General features: G+C 42.5%; 18 protein-coding genes. 1 reads left to right on the top strand and 17 read right to left on the bottom strand.

The genetic code is table 11. The features are described 5' to 3' along the window. Positions 1-349: 349 nt before the first annotated feature. The 16 genes from AC50Y3_RS05690 to AC50Y3_RS05615 form a co-directional block, all read right to left on the bottom strand. Positions 350-1,435, bottom strand: a complete 1,086-nt coding sequence (locus AC50Y3_RS05690; RefSeq protein ID WP_494817811.1) for an L-dopachrome tautomerase-related protein — start codon at positions 1,433-1,435, stop codon at positions 350-352. A gap of 411 nt (positions 1,436-1,846) precedes the next feature. Next, entirely contained in the window at positions 1,847-2,581 is a 735-nt protein-coding gene (locus AC50Y3_RS05685; RefSeq protein ID WP_494817755.1) for a YheC/YheD family protein, read from the bottom strand. Between the two features lie 466 nt (positions 2,582-3,047). Next, positions 3,048-3,806 (bottom strand): ABC transporter permease, encoded by a 759-nt coding sequence (locus tag AC50Y3_RS05680; RefSeq protein ID WP_494817754.1) that lies wholly within the window; start codon positions 3,804-3,806, stop codon positions 3,048-3,050. Then, positions 3,803-4,549 (bottom strand): ABC transporter ATP-binding protein, encoded by a 747-nt coding sequence (locus AC50Y3_RS05675; RefSeq protein WP_494817753.1) that lies wholly within the window; start codon positions 4,547-4,549, stop codon positions 3,803-3,805. Before AC50Y3_RS05675 ends, AC50Y3_RS05680 begins: the two co-directional genes overlap by 4 nt. 110 nt (positions 4,550-4,659) lie before the next feature. Beyond that, positions 4,660-5,580, bottom strand: a complete 921-nt coding sequence (locus tag AC50Y3_RS05670) for an alkaline phosphatase family protein (protein WP_494817752.1) — start codon at positions 5,578-5,580, stop codon at positions 4,660-4,662. A gap of 422 nt (positions 5,581-6,002) precedes the next feature. After that, a complete protein-coding gene (locus AC50Y3_RS05665) occupies positions 6,003-6,179 on the bottom strand; it encodes a hypothetical protein (RefSeq protein WP_494817751.1) in 177 nt (58 codons plus the stop codon). Positions 6,180-6,340: 161 nt separating this feature from the next. Next, entirely contained in the window at positions 6,341-6,634 is a 294-nt protein-coding gene (locus AC50Y3_RS05660; protein ID WP_494817750.1) for a phosphatase PAP2 family protein, read from the bottom strand. A 405-nt stretch (positions 6,635-7,039) separates the two neighbouring features. After that, positions 7,040-8,494 carry a hypothetical protein gene (locus tag AC50Y3_RS05655; protein ID WP_494817749.1) on the bottom strand — a complete coding sequence of 485 codons (1,455 nt, stop codon included), beginning with the start codon at positions 8,492-8,494 and terminating at the stop codon, positions 7,040-7,042. Then, the gene (locus tag AC50Y3_RS05650) at positions 8,478-8,930 is read right to left on the bottom strand and encodes a GtrA family protein (protein ID WP_494817748.1); all 453 of its coding nucleotides are present in this window, start codon (positions 8,928-8,930) and stop codon (positions 8,478-8,480) included. Before AC50Y3_RS05650 ends, AC50Y3_RS05655 begins: the two co-directional genes overlap by 17 nt. Further along, the gene (locus AC50Y3_RS05645) at positions 8,911-9,876 is read right to left on the bottom strand and encodes a glycosyltransferase family 2 protein (protein WP_494817747.1); all 966 of its coding nucleotides are present in this window, start codon (positions 9,874-9,876) and stop codon (positions 8,911-8,913) included. The genes AC50Y3_RS05650 and AC50Y3_RS05645 overlap by 20 nt, the downstream gene beginning before the upstream one ends. 68 nt (positions 9,877-9,944) lie before the next feature. Next, complete coding sequence (locus AC50Y3_RS05640; RefSeq protein ID WP_494817746.1) at positions 9,945-11,147, bottom strand: COG4705 family protein; 1,203 nt, start codon at positions 11,145-11,147, stop codon at positions 9,945-9,947. A 111-nt stretch (positions 11,148-11,258) separates the two neighbouring features. Then, positions 11,259-12,659: a sensor histidine kinase gene (locus AC50Y3_RS05635; RefSeq protein WP_494817745.1), complete on the bottom strand. Its 1,401-nt coding sequence runs from the start codon at positions 12,657-12,659 to the stop codon at positions 11,259-11,261. Positions 12,660-12,663: 4 nt separating this feature from the next. Then, a complete protein-coding gene (locus tag AC50Y3_RS05630) occupies positions 12,664-13,341 on the bottom strand; it encodes a response regulator transcription factor (protein ID WP_494817744.1) in 678 nt (225 codons plus the stop codon). 83 nt (positions 13,342-13,424) lie between these two features. Then, positions 13,425-13,694, bottom strand: coding sequence for a hypothetical protein (locus AC50Y3_RS05625; RefSeq protein WP_494817743.1), 270 nt, complete (start codon positions 13,692-13,694; stop codon positions 13,425-13,427). Positions 13,695-13,841: 147 nt separating this feature from the next. Then, the gene (locus AC50Y3_RS05620) at positions 13,842-14,630 is read right to left on the bottom strand and encodes a COG4705 family protein (RefSeq protein WP_494817742.1); all 789 of its coding nucleotides are present in this window, start codon (positions 14,628-14,630) and stop codon (positions 13,842-13,844) included. 370 nt (positions 14,631-15,000) lie between these two features. Then, the gene (locus tag AC50Y3_RS05615) at positions 15,001-16,146 is read right to left on the bottom strand and encodes an MGDG synthase family glycosyltransferase (RefSeq protein ID WP_494817741.1); all 1,146 of its coding nucleotides are present in this window, start codon (positions 16,144-16,146) and stop codon (positions 15,001-15,003) included. Positions 16,147-16,685: 539 nt separating this feature from the next. On the opposite strand from AC50Y3_RS05615, the gene AC50Y3_RS05610 reads away from it, so the two are divergent. Further along, positions 16,686-16,874, top strand: coding sequence for a hypothetical protein (locus AC50Y3_RS05610; RefSeq protein WP_494817740.1), 189 nt, complete (start codon positions 16,686-16,688; stop codon positions 16,872-16,874). A 258-nt stretch (positions 16,875-17,132) separates the two neighbouring features. Here the strand turns inward: AC50Y3_RS05610 and AC50Y3_RS05605 are convergent, their stop codons facing one another. Next, the gene (locus AC50Y3_RS05605; RefSeq protein WP_494817739.1) at positions 17,133-17,798 is read right to left on the bottom strand and encodes a hypothetical protein; all 666 of its coding nucleotides are present in this window, start codon (positions 17,796-17,798) and stop codon (positions 17,133-17,135) included. Positions 17,799-18,089 lie beyond the last annotated feature (291 nt).

The following is an 18,089-nucleotide window of genomic DNA, read 5'->3' as shown; positions in this document are numbered from 1 at the left end:
CTCAATTCGTATTCAAACGAAACTAAATAACCAGTCGCCGGTTGATTTCCGACGACTGGCTGCTTAACTTGAAAGGTGTTTTGATCCCTGTCTCATGAACGGGGGTCAGTCCCATATAGCAAAGTTGGGCTCTTTCGGATCGTGTGACTGGTTGCCGGTATGGTGTCGCTGAACTATTGTGCCCGTTAATTCAGTATTCTAATGCTTTTGATTTCTTTATCAGCGGATTAAGTATTCCTCGTGGTGTTTAGGGACCCGGATGAAAAACAGCGTTTCCCCTCCAGCATCTCTCGAGTATGTGTTTTCATTTTCTATGCAAATAGAATCAACTTTGAAAGCGAGATATTAACTAAAAGGTAGAAGCAGGTGGTTCGTCTATTTTCATACGGAGTAAACTGTAAGGCTTCTGCCGCAGGTCATTTCCATAATGAAATCTTGACTGCCGATGTAATTGATTGACGATGAAATATAAGTATTGATCTGGACCAATAGAAAAAGTATCCGGCCATAAAATTCTCGGATCATGTGCGATGGTTTCCATAATTCCAACCGACAATATCTTTCGAATACTATTGTTTTCATAGTCTCCAGCGTAGACGTTTCCTTTTGCATCGGTGATCATTCCATCTGAAGCACCTTTTTCTCCCCAATACTTCACGTGATACTGTAAATTCATATCCGGTATCGTTCGATCTCTTAGGGCTTCCGTTGAAATCGAGTACAGATGACGACTGGAGAGAGGACAAAAATACAACACCTTGCCATCCGGGGAAATCGCTATGCCATCGGATGCCAATCTAAAAGGTGAAGTAGATCCGTCTTTGTTTCGATTCATCAGAACTTTACCTTCAACTTTCGGTAAGAGATAGAGATCGGGCGAAGTTGAATTTGCTCCGTTTAACCGTCTCCAGGCATAACCGGTTTCTAAATCAACGACAATAATGGCTCCTGGTCCTCGGGAAGACGAATCCGTTATATAAGCATAACCTGCTTTACCAACACGGAAGTCAACTCGGACATCATTCAGATAAGTGGTTGGCAGGACAACATCTTCCGTAAATGTATATACCCTTCTTATAGTATTTGAATTTAAATCTACAGCGACTAACTTCGCCCCCCCTTTGATGGGTTCTGAGAAATTAGGAGCTCCCGTATCCAATATCCAAAGCGTACCATTTCCATCAGCAACGACACTTTGGACACTAATGAGGGACGTTGTGATATTCGATGGGCTTACCACATTAGCGTCTAAACTAGGATAAGGCTGTAATGTATCGTGAACGATTTCAGCCACCGTAAATTTAACGTCGTCTCCCCATTTCGGAAAGCAAATGAAAATACGCCCGGTTTCAGAAACAGCAACGCCTGTAGGCATGGCTCCGTAAAATAGAAAAACGACCTCAAACTTACCGAAATACTTTTCACTCGGTAACATCACTTGTATAAAATCCTCCTCAACAGGTTCGAACTGCTATCACCTATTTATATGACTGAATGTGGTTCAAGTGCCTGGATAATAAAATAATATTACGGGAACCCCGCAAGTTCGTTCATTTGTTGCGTTCAACGTAACGCAGTCGGTTATTTCTCGCTTGATGCTTCATTAATGCGAATTCCAAGCTGTTCGCGGGAATGAGATCAAGTTCTTGTCAATTTCGGTAATGGGATCAAGTTCTTGTCATTTGGTTTTGACAAGAACTTGATCCCATAAATAACAAAAGCCGCGATTTTCGCGGCCTTTAATGAGGTGATGTTCTTGTCATCCGACATATGAGGATCGTACTTTAGTCACATGAAATGAGAAAACAAAATAAACCGAAGCCCCTTCGAGCTCCGGTTATATTTTTTACTTCTTTGGATATGAGCGTGCGTAACGCATTATAGTCTTAAACACTCGAGGATCGTCATGTTTTTTAAATATATATGGATCCGGGCTAGTATTGACCTCCAATATCCAGGGATACAGCGATTCATCCAATGCGATATCAAGTCCGACAACGTATATACCTGGAAACGCAGCTTGCATTGCTTTTCCGACTTGAACGCCGAGTTTTGAGAGTGAGTGCATTGAGGTTTGTACTTCATTCGTATGTGAAGCCAGTAATCGTTGTGCTGACACTACTTTCCCACCATTATGGAAATTAGTTACGATTTTATTCTTAGCTGCAACTCTTCCAATAATACCTGTCGTCTTCCATCTTCGCTCCGGTGAATACTGAACCATGACACGAAGGTCAAATTTTCTCCCTTGGTGCTCCAGAAGATGTATACCTTTCTGTACCAAGTACCTTCTCGAACCCGTTTGACGCAAAAGAGATTTGTACATAGCATCATAACTCACGAACGAACGTATTTTCTCCCCTTGCTGATACCTATACTCATTTGATTTATGTTCAACCCGCATCACACCATTCCCAAATGTTCCAATTTCGGGCTTCACATAGACCATTTTGTAGCGGTTCAATTTATTGTATAAGGACGCCTTAGTCATTCTCTTTGTATCAGGCACGTGAGCTTCGATAGCTGCATGCTTGCGAATTGCGTTAGTCTTTATCCATTTACTGAATACATGACGTGTCATTACTCATCCCCTTATCTATAAAAAAAGTTCGACACATATAGTTATTTCTACGCTCTTTCTCTATCTGCTGGATTTACTCTTGACACAATTTATTCAAACCTGTTTTTCAAAAACTGGGCTATTTACGTAAGGATTGAAATTTAAGAATTATGGACATGCGAGGCGCAAAAATATGCCTCGTAAATCTATCATTGGGAATGTGACAATCATTCGAGTGTCGGGGCGCACTAAGTCTATCCATGACAACAAAGCGTAAAGCAAGATTCCATTTAAGAAACGCACAACTAATTATCGGCAATAGTAACTCTCTAATGATCCGGAATTATGTAACCGTTTTTCCGTTCAAGCTAGAAAGGATGCTGTAGATCGCTTTAGCTGGAAGCGAACAGCTAGAAAGCTGATGAAGATCTATGAAGAATCCGTTTAGCTTATTTTCGGCAGTCAGTCCACCATAGGGTGATTAAAGTTAACTACCTGGGAATACCTTTAATTGTAGATCCTTTGTAAACACAAGATTGTAACAGAGCATACTCAATAGAATGCTCGTAATCGCTGCTGAACCTGTAAATGAAAAAACGATTAGTATTTGATAGCGTACAGCTTCCACTGGCGCTGCTCCGGCAACAATCATTCCTGTCATCATACCTGGCAGTTGAACAAGACCAACGGTTTTCATTCCGTCAATCGTCGGTATCATACTGAATTTCACCGCACGTTTCCTCACATCTTGCAAGGCTTGTTTGGCACTTGCTCCAAGCGATAACAGCGCTTCAATCTCCCCTTTTGATGAATGGGCCTCTCGTTTAAGTTGATTCACAAACAATCCGGATACTACCATTGCATTACCAATCGTCATTCCACTAAGTGGAATAATATACTGCGGTGTTGATTTTATAAGATGAAGCCCCAAAAGCATTCCCATCATTAATATTTCCATTACCGAAATGGAGAAAGCAATTCGCCAAATAATACCCTGCATGCCACGGCCGCGTTTGGCTGCATTCCATGAAGCAACCCCAATCATAATAAGCAAAATAACAAAGAGTAAGATAAAATTTTCGGTTTGAAAAATATATTGCAGCGCATAGCCTATAATTAATAATTGCAATGCCGATCTTATTGTTCCTATCGCTATTTCTTTCTCAAGCCCTAACTTCTGCCAATAGGAAATGAACATCGTAGCAAATACAAATAACAGGGTGAAACTTAACGTAAATAGTGTCATTCGGTCTGCTCCTCAGTTTGACTGCTTCCGATAAACTGCCTCGCGATTTCCGTTTTTGGGCATGCAAAAAAATCTTGCGTAGAAGTATCTTCAAGAATCATACCATTTGCCAAGAACCAAATTCTATTACTTGACCTCATAGCTTGCGTGAATTCATGTGTAACACCTATCATTACTGTGCCCTCACTCCGGTGCCATTCATCCAACAACTGCTCAACTGCAAGTGTATTATGAGTGTCCAATGATGATGTAACTTCATCAAGCAAAAGAACAGCCGGACGCAAGAGCAAAGAACGTATCAGAGCGATCCTCTGCATCTCCCCGCCTGAAAGTTCGCGGGCATTTTTATTCAAATCAAGATGGGAAAGATTTGCGGTCACTAATAACCGTTGTGCTAATTTCTGATCATAAGATTGGTTATGCAGAAGACTAGTGACTTTCAGATTATCCTCTATACTTCCGGGCAGCATGACTGCTTGCTGGGCAACATAACAAATTTGTTTTCGCCATAATCTTGGCCCCATTTGGCGAAATGAAACGTCATCTAGACAAATATCACCCTCATCAGGCGTATAAAGCAATGAGAGTAAACGGAGCAGTGTGCTTTTACCTTGACCGGACGAGCCGAGTATAGAGATTCGTTCTCCATTATTCACAGTTGCTGCTATACCCGATAAAAGGTATGGCGTTTTCTCATTATTCTTCTGTAAAGAACGCTTTGCAATCTGTTTGATTTCGAGCATAGCAGATTCCTTTCCTGTATAACAATAACCGCCATCTTCGGGAATATCTTTAATAAGTTAGTTGTAGTATACATTATTTGCATAAAGTATAGCATGAAACAAAACGTCTATCATTTCCAGATTTCTCTGATTGGCACAGCCGTACGACTCGCACCTAAAAAAGGCAGTCCGTAGAGTTCTTCGATCGTACGGAGGATATTGTAATGGTTTATCTTCTGCGCGTACTTTCCATGCTTTATCATCGAACCGATCATGATGACGGGAATGCGGTTCTTCTTGGAATAATCATCTTCATCCCATACAATGACCAACAAGCTCCGATGTTTTTTTGACCAAGCTTCATATGTACTTATGTTCTTCTTCAGCCAATCATCCGCCTCTCTTACCGTTCCATCATGCATATCATCGCGATGATTCGGGATGACGAAAGAAACTGTGGGAAGTTTGTTGAAGTCTTTCGGGAACGTGGTAAACGGCTGGTTCAGTTTAGCAGGTACCGTTTTAAATTGTACCCACGGGTTATGTTTGCGTCCGTACCCTCCTGAAGTACATCCCGTAAAACCTGCTTTCGGCAAATCTTCGGAATACCCCATGAAAGTCAGACGCGCTTGGAGCAATTCTGCACCTAAATTATCGGCTTTAAACGGCTTGTTGCAAGCATCATCTTTCACTCCTTGCGTTGAACCTGAGAATAGTGCAAGATAATTCGGCTGGCTCGGATGGGTAATGGCATACGCATTCGTAAACAAGGCTCCTTGTTGTATGAGTTTGTTCATATAAGGAGCGTTTGAACTCCCTACAATTTGTTGGTAAGAGTGATTTTCCTCCACAACGATGACAATATGATCGATAGTTATATCCGAAATAGGCTGCTGGCTATAAGCCGTATCCGATGCTTGAGATATCGATGTTCCATCATCAACATTTGATTCCAAAGTGCTCTTAGGCTTCCCTAACATACTGCAGCCTGTTCCGATTGCTATAACAAGAAATAAAGTAATCAGTAATTTCGCTTGAAGAATACCGTTCATATGTAATCCTTTCTTTATCCTATTCAAATTGAGGATCTATTAACCAATCATAACTGTCTTATCGAATTTGCCGTACTGGAAACCATATAGTAGCACGCTATAACCGCGAAAAGAATGGCAGCCGTCCAGAACGGGACAGATGCATTGAACCGCTCAGCCATCCATCCGCCTAAGACTGGTCCTTCCTTTCTGGAAACAATTCCACAGCAAGCTGTTTATCGGGAGTATGGGTCGCGTGAATGCATTCCATCTTGGGTGAGTTTCAGCGAAGATATCAACACTCTTAACCTCGAATTGCCCGGTTTGTTCTAATCGCTGCTGCATCGTCAGAGCGACTTGAAAATGACCTTCACCATATTTGGCATAAACAATCACAGTTTTCCGTTTGTGTGTCACTGCCTATCACTCCATTCGAATGGTGCTTAACGACGTGAGTCAGCGAAACTATGCAGGAGAGCCATCATCCCCCAGAAAAGTGCGAATGAACCCACTTCTGCGCAAATAATTTTGATCATAACCCCTTCATCCGCGTTAATCGTCCATGCGTAAATCACGATCCCAAGCAAAAACATGCTAATCGTCAAGATAAGCTTCTTCACGGTGATCACCTTCTTTTCGTCTGATCAATCGGAACTTAAATGTGTTACTTCTACTTTAGTGTTCATTCATAAACCAGACGTGAACCGGTTCTTAACATTTTATTAACTGATCTTAAACGTTTATTTACTCCACCAAAAAGACAAAAAAGCCTGATAGGTAATCAGGCTTCACCTTTCCCTAAGGTATTCTGCGAGCGATCGCGGAATTTCTTTGATCGCCACCTTTCCTCTAGATAGTGCTCATACCAGCCGATACTAGCAACCAACCAAGCAGCGCTCATGAGATAACCACCGATGACGTCGCTTGGATAATGAACACCGAGATAGATCCTGCTTAAGCCGATCATAAGAATCATTGTGAACCCCATTAATATAATCGTAAACCGCATCCATGGCCCGCGAGCATGTTTCCAAAGAAAGTAAATCGTGATTCCATAGAGAGTAAACGCGGACATTGAATGGTTCTATAATCCGGTGTATATCCGGCCTTGTCCGATGGAAAATCTGTTTCAGTACAACGTTAAGCATGCTCGAGAGGAGGATGACGCTTACGAAGAAAATCAATTCCCTTCGATAGCCGATTACAGTCAATATCAACACGATGATTATTGTGATTACCGTCACATAGAGTCCCGATCCGGCTGTCGTGAAGCCCTTCATTAAACTAGTATAAATAGATGGGTTAAGACTTTGAACTGCATGCGAGATGTGATTATCGAAGGCAGTTATCCAATGACGACTAATAGATAGAGCCAGACTTGCAAATAAAAAAAGGATAAGCATGACACTCACAGTCGAACGAATAACCACATTTTCCAAAAATCGCAACCCCGAATTTCTCCTTTCGTAGTCATAAAATGTTACGTTCCTGTCGTCTTCACTTTAAATACGCTCCCATATTTGCCCTTAAATACGGGTTCACCGAACTCTGCGACCCAGCCTTGATACAGCCGGCTATAATTGCCTGTCGTCACCAGTACATAATCCGGTTTATCATACTTCACAATGTCAGGTAGAATGATTGAAAATCCCTTCATGGACCGTTCGAATGCTGTATATCCAAACACACCTTTTGAGGCTTCTGTTACGAAAGGATCCTGCCTCCCATCACACAGTACGTCCGCCCCCTGGGACATGACATAGCCAGAATCACCGTATGGGGCGAGTACCTTCGGTCGTACACCTACTGGCGTATGGTCTTGGATATATTTCATTTCCTCAACCGGATAATTTATGGCACTTATTTCCGGTGGTGAGACAAATATCGCGACGAGGTTGACACTAAGTCCAATGATCAATCCCAGCACGAATAAATACCTTTTGTATGGAATATTGAGAACACGGTTATAAGGAATCAGATCTACCACGGTACCCGCAAAATAAGGCAAGAAAAGCCACATAAACAAATTCTGTTTGTACGATGAGACTCCGAGGAACAATATGCCGAGCATGAACATGAACCGGAATGTACTTCGGTGGATACAGTATGGTAAGAGCATTACGAATATTAGCAGCAGAAAAGTCCGGGGCTCCGTGGGATCGGCGAAATTCACGGGCTGCCATTCATTGATCATTAGATTAAAGTGGTTTTTGGTTACTTTGAAGATATAGAAAACATTATTCACGCCACCTACATTTACAAAACCCACCACTATGATCGCTAGGTAAGTCAACGCTTTATAAATGGTCAGCTTTCGTGCCAGAAATGCTTCCCCGACAGCCATCAACGTAAATACGGCTATGACAAGCCATACGCCGGCATGGATGTTAGCAATCCCTATCGATATTGCAATCAAGGCAAATGCGTAACGTTTTAACTGCCGCATATTGAACTCGCGCAAGTATACGAAAAACCACACGATCATAAAAGATGAGATGATCTGCGGACGAGTTTTGAAATAGAAATAAAAAATAAACGGCGCCACCGTCAGAACAAGTAGGAACAATAGGAAATGGTGTTCGCTGAGTCCGATTTCCTTGCGCGAAATGCAGGCAAGCCTGTATAGACCGAGTAGGAGTAAGAATAGACAGACAGCGGTGAGTATATATGTACCTGGCCAGCCGAAAGTATTGTATAGCATGGCAACGATTAACTGAAAACCAAATTCATGCGGCACATACGGCAGTTTGTCATTATAGAAGGTATGAATGGCATGATGCAGTACAGTGTGGTGATCAATCATATAGGTACCAAGTTCAATATGCCAAAATGTATCCGGATCGTTGTATGTTTCCTTCGGAAACATAATAACGATGATGATTGCAGCGAGCAGCAGATAAAGAATGGGAAGTACCTTCCTAAGCATCGGCTTCATATTGTCCCTCCGTTTCCCGAAACACGATTAGCTTTTGTCCCCAATAATTGGTCATCGTATAAATAGCGGTGCTGACTACGACAGCAACATCCTTGTCATCAATTTCAGCCACATGCGGAAACATGGCTGCTGCCAGTCTCGAAACTCGAAGTCCGGAATAGAAAGATATAAAATAACAGCTGATCATGACAAGCAAAAACGCAAGGAATGTATGAGATACGGCAGAGCGGCTTCTGAACGTATACCTTCTATTCATGAAATAACTAAACACAGCTCCAATTACGTTGCCTGTACATGTTGCTTTCCAATAGGAAAATGCAAAAACATGAAGCAGCGTATACATTAAGCCAAGCCCAATTAACGTATTTAAACCACCGATCATCAGGAAACGAACGATTGGCAGCTCCAGCAAACACCTACGATTCTTGGAGATCATGTTTAAGCTCCGACTCGATGATGTAGACCGGCCGGCGTTTCGTTTCCCAATAAATTTTACCTATATATTCGCCAATCAATCCGATACTCATTAACAGTAAGCCACCAATGATCCAAACTGAGATAATAATGGATGTCCATCCTGACTCCGTATGGCCAAGAAATTTCTGAATCAGCGCATACACGCCAGCAAGACAGCTCAGACAGAAAGAAGTAAAGCCTACTATCGATACGAACCGAATCGGTACGACGCTGAAGGAGGTCATCCCGTTGAAAGCGAATGCCAGCATTTTCTTGAACGGATATTTTGTTTCTCCGGCAAATCGCACCTTCCGATCGTAATAAACAACGGAACTCTTGAAACCAAGCATCGGCACTATGCCGCGAAGAAACATATTGCGTTCTTCAAAACCTTCAAGCTCGATAACCGCTCGCTTGCTCATTAGTCGAAAATCAGCATGGTTATAGATTAAATCTATGCCAACCTTCCGCATGAACTTGTAGTAGGCTTGAGCCGTTGCTCTTTTAAAGAACGAGTCCGTCTCTCTGCTCCTTCTCACGCCATATACAATATCGTTACCTTGGCGGTAGTGAGTAACAAATTCACGAATCGCGTCGATATCATCCTGCAGATCAGCGTCGATCGTAATGACGCAATCGCTCCAATCTTTTGCAGAATGAATCCCTGCAAGGAGTGCCCCCTGATGACCGAAGTTTCGCGATAACTTGACTCCAATAATAGAATCGTTGGCCGCCCGCTCCTCTTCAATCAGCCGCCAGGTATCGTCTTGGCTACCGTCGTCGACGAAAACGATTTTGCTAAGCGGGGAGACAAAATCTTCTTGAATCAGCTCAGACAGTACACCTTTTAATTGCTTTGCCGTTTCCCTCAGTACTTCTTTTTCGTTATAACATGGAACTACGATAGCCAGAATCGGCTTAGTCAAATGACGCACTTCCTCTCAGTTCAACAAGAGTAAGCACCCGTCCATAAATGGACGAGTGCTCTTGCTTACTATTTGTTTGCTTCATTTAAGACACGGATTGAATCGTCCAATGCAGATTTACACTTACTGGCATCATGGCTTTTTGAACGAACTGCTGCTAATACACGATCAATCGTCCCATCAATATCAGTCCATGATTTCCGATCTATTTTCCTGAGCTTCGGCTCTGCAGCATCCCAATCATGCTCCAAGGTATCAGCCCCTGTGTTTGCCGCGTTAAAGTCATTGGCATTCACAGCACTAGTCATCTCCGTTTCAATGGTAATAAAATTCGTTAATTCTCCGGATAACGTAGATTGTGAAGAATTAGTTGATGGTGCGATATTCTGATTTAGTCGAGCATAACCGCTGATACCAATAATTAAGAATACACACAACACTGCAACGGTTTGTCCCCATACTTTATTAGTACTTGCAACGTAATTACTCGCTGAAGTTCCTTCACTTTTAGGAATGGTATCAATCTTACTAATGGCAAGGTATATGGTGATCGCAAGAATAGCAAGCAGAAAAATAATACTTGTTCCTGTCGCTCCTAAGTTTAAACCGCCATTTACTTTGGACTGAGAGAGGTAATCCCCTAATGAAGCACCTAGTGGACGTGTTAATATATAGGCGATCCAAAACGCTAGGATCTCGTTGAGCTTCAATTTCCAAGCTGCAAATACGCAAGCAATGATGATCAATACGATGATTCCTGTATCCAGATAGCCAAGTCCGAGTTGCTCGGAATATAAATCGCCGACAGCTGTTCCAAGTGCAAAGGTGAATAAGATAGTAAGCCAATAAAATGCTTCTCTTCTTCTAGTGTGAATCGAGTGTATCGAGAGCGTTTTTTCACTCCAATACCATATGAGAAATGTGATTCCCAAAAGCACGCTGAAGACGAGAGTACTAAGCTCTAGCGGAACTCCTGCTGCATCTGTTAAATTATCGGTTACCAGCGTCCCAAATACACTTATGAGTACTACGGTGAGCCAATAAATACCCGGCACATATTTAGTGACTTTAAATTGAAGGTACAAAACAAGAGCAAATGCTACCCCCATAATGACGGTTGTGAGTGTTAACCCAAATCCTAGATTTACGTTTAAGAAATCTGCAAAGGTTTCTCCTACTGTTGTGCAAAGCACCTTGATAATCCAGAAGAAAAGAGTAACTTCAGGTACCTTACTAAATAGGTTTTTTACGTTGTTTTGATTGTTCAGCATCGTTTTCCCCTTTCTATTCTGAAGTGACTCATTTGTATTTTTCTTTACGGTTATCTTAGCCTATAGAAATTAAAAAAATCTTAAGTGGATTTTCATTATAATTAATTAAATTTATGAAAGATTATTTGAGGAACTTGAATTGCTAGGGGACTTTGCAAAGACCAATCTCACAATTGTGCCCTTATCGACTACACTATCCAATGAGATGGATCCTTTATATGCTTCCGTTATACGTTTCGCTATCGATAAACCTAGGCCAGCCCCTCCGCTTTTCCTTTCCCTTGCACTGTCCACTCGGTAAAATCGCTCAAATACGTATGGAATTTTTTCAGCCGAAATACCGATTCCTTGATCTTCGACAGTTATAATTACATCATTCTCAAACGAATGAACTTGAAATCGAATATGCTTGGTTTGGCCCGAGTATCGTACAGCATTATCCGTTATAATGATTAAAATTTGCTCCAAATGATACGGGTCGATCTGAATATGAAGTCCATCTTCCGACTCCGTATCGAACTTAAAGTCCGAATAAAGCATTTGGTAATTCCTAATTAATACCATTATGACAGTTGATGGGTCGACAATATCTACATTAATAGGAGCTTCAAGCTCTATATTCCCTGACAAATCCAACAGCTGCTCAGAAAGCTTGCGTAGTCGAATCGTTTCTTGAAGCGCGGCTGCCAGCGACTCCTCGCGGACTTCGGGTTCATGCTTACCCCAGCGATTAAGCAGCTTTAAATGGCCTTCTATTATCGCAATAGGCGTCCGGAATTCATGCGATGCATCTTCTACGAACTGTCGTTGCCGATTGAAGGCACGTTCTAGCTCGTCCATCATCTCATTGAAAATAGTGGACAAGCGCGAAATTTCATCTCCATTATCTCGGTAAATGACTCTTTCGCTAACCCCCTTCTTTTGGGCAGCGTGCATTGCGGATGCCAAACGATTTAGTGGACTGAGCAGACGCCAGGAAACAATCAATCCACCTGCTGCACTGATGAAAATGCCGACTGTACCAAGCGTTAACATCAGTCGCTTCAACCGATCCTTCATCTTATCGATGTTTTCCAAATTATTAACAAATTCCATGGAGCCTGAGTAAGCAGCTGTTCGGATCGGTGTGCGAATTACGAGCAGGCGATCTTGACCATGATCGTAACTGTTGAGAGATTCTTTAGCTACACCTTGCACGGGAACCCAATCAGATGGGATCCCGTTGGAGATAACCATTTGGACATGTCCGGTTTTATCAAGCAACCTGAGCATCTGATTAGCCTGAACAAATCGCTCCATGAACGGCTTGCGCTCCTCTAAACCCTCTAGATCCAGCGATTCTTCTTGTTCAGAAAAATAGCCGGATATTTGCGCAGCGGTCCTGCTCATCGAATCCTTCTGTGCATCGATCATCCACTGCGACACCGCATTATATTGAATCAAGCTGTATCCGATGAAGAGCGAAATGATCAAACATGATGTCAGCACTGCCAGTTTGTACTTTACAGGCATCCACTCACCCCTTCATGATATAGCCGACCCCTCGGACAGTCTGAATATATTTGTCACCGTCTCCGAGTTTTTGTCTAACATATCGAATGTAGACATCAACGATGTTTGTCTCCACTCCAGTCTCGAAGCCCCATACGAGATCGAGTAATTGATCTCTGCTGAGGACGTTGTTTATATTGCGTACAAGTACCAGCAGTAAATCGTACTCTCGTTTGGTTAACAGAATTTCTTCTCCACATCTGGTCACTGTCCGTGATGACAACTCTATGCGAAGGTCTTGAAATTCAAGTACTTCGTTCATCGAATCTTCTTCATCTTCATCTACCCGACGGAAAAGTGCCCTCATTCTGGCCAGTAGTTCTTCGATTTCAAAAGGCTTGGGTAGATAATCATCTGCTCCACTATCAAGACCTGTCACTCGGTCCATCACACTATTTCGAGCAGTTAGCATGATGATCGGTGTCTTGTTTTTCTGGCCTCGAAGCCGTCTGCAAATTTCGATTCCGCTTAACCCCGGAAGCATCAAGTCCAACAGAATCATATCCCAATCCTGTTCGCCCGCTAGAGTGAATCCCTCTCTGCCATCGTGCGCTATTAGGGTATCGAAGCCTTCATGCTTCAGCTCCAATTCAAGAAATCGGGCGAAATTCGGCTCATCTTCAATAAGTAGCAATCTTCGCATAGCGACCTCCCCTTAACTCCAAAAGGGCAAGAACCCTCCATGATAGGTAGGATTCCTGCCCAATAAGCATTTATACTTAATTCTTAATCATCGTTAGTTTCCGTGTCATTATCCTCTTCACCACTATTATCTGAACCACTATCCGAGTTCTCCTGATCGTCAGCAATTTCGCCGTCACCATCGGGAGCTTCGTTAGTTACAGCACCTGAATTTGTAGTTGCGGCATTCGGTGCAACAGTTGTTTCCACGTTTTTAGCATTACCTGATGCGGCATATGAGGCATGCAGCCAAGTACCTGAGCCTGCGACTACGACTGTGAACAAAGCTATCGCTAATATCCATTTCTTATTCATTTCTTTTCCTCCTACATATGGTTTGTCTATAACACTTATTACTATAGCATCCGCTTATGAGATGCCCTTGTGAGCCAGATTAGAATTTCATGAGAGATTTTATTAAAAACACACCTCCACCTAAATGAATGGCAGAGGTGTGTTTAATTAACTCGCTAATTTTGCATCAAATTCTTCACTTTTCGCTGGAGAACCACCACGGAAGATTACCAAAATAACAATGAGGATTGTCAGTACAAAAGTTACCGGACCTTTTCCTAGCTCCAAACCGCCGCTACTATGCGCCGCAGACATCCAATCCGCGAACGAAGCACCAACCGGTCTGGTTAAAATGTAAGCAAACCAGAAAGCAACGATTTCTTTCATTCCGAGCCAAAAGAAGCCAATTGCAGGAATGACAAGGATTCCCGTAAACATTACACCGGAGGCAAAATAGCCAAGATGCATACTTGTCGCGGTCATATCACCAGCGGCGGTACCAAGTCCGAACGTCGTCATGACGGTTAGCCAGTAGAACACTTCACGGCGCCGAGTAATGATGCTGTGTATGGAGAGGGTCCCTTCTTTTTTGTGCCAAAGGAATAGAATCATTGCAAGAGCTGCGATGAAGAAGATAGTGGATGCGACATTTCCCAATCCGACACGGACTACGTCTGCTGCAGTGGTTCCAAATATGCTGACCATAACTACAACAAGCCAGTATACACCTGGGATGTAGCGACGAACTTTGAATTGTAATAGCATGGCGACAATAAAAATGAGCACGCTAAGCGGCGCGGAGAACAACGGGTTCAAGCGCTCGAATAAATAATCGGAGGCAACCTCGCCCATTCCCGTCGTCAATAATTTCGTGATCCAAAAGTAAAGCGTGATTTCCGGAACTTTGGCGGCTCCTCCGAAAACATGCTTTTTGGCTACTGCTAATAATTCTTTCACATACAAGCTCCTTCCCTGTAACAGTTCAATGAGCTAATCATAGATAGCAGTTCTTAAAATGCTATTAATAATTGGTGATCTACCTATTAAGTTTTATAATCGTGCCTTTAAACAGAAATTGAATTCCCCGGCTAAGTTAGCCACTAATGGTAGTCATACATACCTATAGACTGAGTAACTGAATGTATTAAGGCCAATCAGATGTTCTGATTGGCCTTTTCTTATAGTCAATTATAGTTTTTCCCAAGCAGTTACTACAGCCAAAATTATACTCCATTGGAGTGGTTAACAGAATAACTCTATGAATTATAACTTCTCGACGCCCAATTAACTTTGAGTAGATAAAAAAACTGTTAAGTGAAATACTCACTTAACAGTTTTTTACAGTTGCTATTTGTTTCATAATGTTCATTGCTGCGACATGAGCTGAGTTTGGCATACTCGCTAAAAGTGCCTTTTTTGTCATATGATTCAACCGTTCTTGGTTACTCAGCAAAGCAGTAAGCAAAATTGGCAATTCATCCTGTTCCTCTGCCCTTACTGCAGCCCCACAGGCTGTGAGGTAATTCGCGTTATCTTCTTCCTGACCAGGAAGTGGATGGAAGATCATCATCGGTAGCCCAGCTGCCATAGCCTCTGACGAGGTAAGTCCACCTGGCTTTGTGACGAGAATGTCAGCAGCCGCCATAAACTCAGGAACGTATTCGGTATAGCCCGTAATGATGGCTGGAATTTGAGATTCATGGACAAGATGAGTTAACTCCGTCTGTAATTTCTCATTCCGACCACAGATGACAATGAATTGCACCTTGCCTTCATTTAATCGGTAGATACTACGTATCGTCTCTCCGATGCTTCGAGTAAGTAGTCCTTCTCCGCCACCCATAATCATGATTATCGGAAAATCCGTTCGAAATCCAAACAACTGCCTGGATTCCTTTTTCGATAGCAAGTTATAGAAAGTAGACATCACTGGAATTCCCGTAATTTCAATTCGGTCATGCGAAATACCAGTAAGCATCAGACGATCCGCTACAGATTTGCTACCAACCATATAGAGATCGGTGTTCGGATAAAGCCAATAGCTGTGATCCGTAAAATCGGTTATTACAGTTGAAGTTGGGACATTTACAAGTCCAGCGCCTTTCAACATAGAAACCGCCCCAGCGGCGAGTGGGAATGTCGCCACAATCGCTGAAGGTCTCAGTCGGTCGATAAGTGCTAATAGCTTATAAAGTCCAACCTTTTGAATGGATTTCAACGTGTTTGATATCGCATTTCGATTTCTGGTTCTGCGGAACAAGAAGCCGTATGTCCGCGGAAAATGATGAATACTACGTAAATACATATATTTACCGACCGGGTTGAAGATCGGATGAATGACAGCCATGACGTCTACAATATTAACGGTTGCATCAGGATAGAGTCGCTGCATTGAATGCTCTAATGCCTCCGCTGCCTTCAGGTGGCCAGCACCGTAATCGCCGGTAAGAATAAGTATAGTTTTTTGGATCATGACTTACCGCCTCTCCTGACTACCCGAATGAGTTTCACATCTCTCAAAATCGAAACAATCCAAGATTGTTGAGATACGAAATGGACAAGTTGAATGTATCAAAGCTAGTGTAATCCTTAATGCTAAACAAGTCATGAACAGATTATTAATTTTCTCTTAACTACAAGAGCTAGCTGTCTAAATTGTTTCAAACGGTACTTTTAGTTCAGAACTTGCCCAATTAACGTAGTGAAAAGAAGTCTTGATTCCTGCCCTCAAGACTTCTTTTTAGTTTTTTACGTAAATTGTAAGTTTCCGTTTTTTATTCTGATTCACGTTATTACCTTTCCTCCTCTTTATTTCTCAAGTTGCCAGAAATAAAACACTTTATGCACATGATTGAACACTGGATTGGAGCATTATCCAGCTTCATAAAATTTATATTTTCCCTTGCTCGTCCATCTTGCTCGGAACATTCTTGATGTAAATACATATTTAGCATCCTCCCATGGGCAACATAGATTTTGTTGTCACTTAGATTTAATAAGGAGGGATGCAGTATGCAAAATGAACAAAATGAAGTATCTAAAGCTGATGTGCAATCCGTTAAGCTAAATAAACTTCCGGTTGCAGGAGCCGCAGATACGGAGTTTTCTGCCGATGAAGCAGCTGAAGTATTGAAGCACAACCCTGCAGCGAACGAAACTGCAGCGAACGCATCAGCAAAAGAAGCCCTGGATGAATTCTAAGATAATGTAAAGCAAGATGCCCAGATCCTCACTAGGACTGGGCATCTTCGATGTAATAAGATCATGTATTGTGAAACGAATGAAATACGGCACACTTACCGAAAAACAAGACGTTTTAATTAAACAAATATCGTGGAATATGTCTTATGAACCATTGGACAAAATAACCTCAGGGGTGATTTCTCAATGAAATGCGTTTATTGAAAACATTCAGTAAATCTGCCTGTTAATTCAGAAAATGCTTGCAATAACAATAAATCACCGGTCTCCCTTGATTGGTTGTTTGTCTAGTCCACTTAATCTTTCTAATATCCAAATGAGCCCTCCTACTGCCAAGCATGCGATGACCGCCATGATTGCCGATCCCCCCGCATGCAACAGTAATACCGGAACCCAGAGAATCCCGAGTGAACGATGCGCGGTACGCATCCATTTGTTACGAACCTTATTGATGAAGTAACCGTATCCGACGAGCGCTAGCAAGATAGCAAAGCCCGCTAGTCCCGTGTAAATTTTATCTTCATGAAGCTTCGTAATCAAAAAATAGGTGCCATGAGCCACAATCAGAATGAGCGTGACCCATCCCACTAATTTATGCACGGAATGTAGCAACTTTCCGGCTTTGCGCACCAACGTCGAAGGCGACTTCAACTTCTTTCTGAACCAGAACCACGAAAAGCAGGCAACTCCCGAATACAAAGCGAGCGTTCCTAATGTCGTAAAGTATCCTCCGTAGCCGTCTTTTCCATTATTATCACGGGGATGACGCATACCTTCGTACAAACTTCCTTCCCCGCCTCCCGGCAGGCGCGGGCGAGGTTCTCCTCCTCCGTGTGAAAATGCCGTGTAATAGTACGCCATAAGAATTATTGCTACCACAGCCGCGATAATAGCCGGAATCCAAATCATTTTGTTTCTGCTCATAAAAAACTCCTATGATATTTTTTTTTACATTATTTAGATTAGGGCGAAGTTTCTTGGATACATTTGAAGCTGAGCGAGTTCTTAGAGGGTTACCGCCACTTGAATCGCTCCCCGCCTATTGCTTCCAATCCCCGTGTAGGTACCGTCTTTCAACGGCCATTTGTTTGGCTATATTCTGGTTGAACGCTATTAGTTGGGACGCTATCGGCGTTATTTGTTGGCACATCAGTTGATTGGACCTCATTTAATTGGATATTGACTTGGGCGTGTCGCGGTGGTAGTTGCATGGAT

Source organism: Paenibacillus sp. J22R98, from assembly GCF_059383835.1.
This window is presented reverse-complemented; position numbering and strand designations above follow the sequence as displayed.

Bases quoted from the DNA above. Each gene is read 5' to 3' on its own strand.
- AC50Y3_RS05690 (WP_494817811.1), bottom strand. From the start codon at position 1,435: ATGTTACCGAGTGAAAAGTATTTCGGTAAGTTTGAGGTCGTTTTTCTA.
- AC50Y3_RS05685 (WP_494817755.1), bottom strand. From the start codon at position 2,581: ATGACACGTCATGTATTCAGTAAATGGATAAAGACTAACGCAATTCGC.
- AC50Y3_RS05680 (WP_494817754.1), bottom strand. From the start codon at position 3,806: ATGACACTATTTACGTTAAGTTTCACCCTGTTATTTGTATTTGCTACG.
- AC50Y3_RS05675 (WP_494817753.1), bottom strand. From the start codon at position 4,549: ATGCTCGAAATCAAACAGATTGCAAAGCGTTCTTTACAGAAGAATAAT.
- AC50Y3_RS05670 (WP_494817752.1), bottom strand. From the start codon at position 5,580: ATGAACGGTATTCTTCAAGCGAAATTACTGATTACTTTATTTCTTGTT.
- AC50Y3_RS05660 (WP_494817750.1), bottom strand. From the start codon at position 6,634: ATGTCCGCGTTTACTCTCTATGGAATCACGATTTACTTTCTTTGGAAA.
- AC50Y3_RS05655 (WP_494817749.1), bottom strand. From the start codon at position 8,494: ATGAAGCCGATGCTTAGGAAGGTACTTCCCATTCTTTATCTGCTGCTC.
- AC50Y3_RS05650 (WP_494817748.1), bottom strand. From the start codon at position 8,930: ATGATCTCCAAGAATCGTAGGTGTTTGCTGGAGCTGCCAATCGTTCGT.
- AC50Y3_RS05640 (WP_494817746.1), bottom strand. From the start codon at position 11,147: ATGCTGAACAATCAAAACAACGTAAAAAACCTATTTAGTAAGGTACCT.
- AC50Y3_RS05635 (WP_494817745.1), bottom strand. From the start codon at position 12,659: ATGCCTGTAAAGTACAAACTGGCAGTGCTGACATCATGTTTGATCATT.
- AC50Y3_RS05630 (WP_494817744.1), bottom strand. From the start codon at position 13,341: ATGCGAAGATTGCTACTTATTGAAGATGAGCCGAATTTCGCCCGATTT.
- AC50Y3_RS05625 (WP_494817743.1), bottom strand. From the start codon at position 13,694: ATGAATAAGAAATGGATATTAGCGATAGCTTTGTTCACAGTCGTAGTC.
- AC50Y3_RS05615 (WP_494817741.1), bottom strand. From the start codon at position 16,146: ATGATCCAAAAAACTATACTTATTCTTACCGGCGATTACGGTGCTGGC.
- AC50Y3_RS05610 (WP_494817740.1), top strand. From the start codon at position 16,686: ATGCAAAATGAACAAAATGAAGTATCTAAAGCTGATGTGCAATCCGTT.
- AC50Y3_RS05605 (WP_494817739.1), bottom strand. From the start codon at position 17,798: ATGAGCAGAAACAAAATGATTTGGATTCCGGCTATTATCGCGGCTGTG.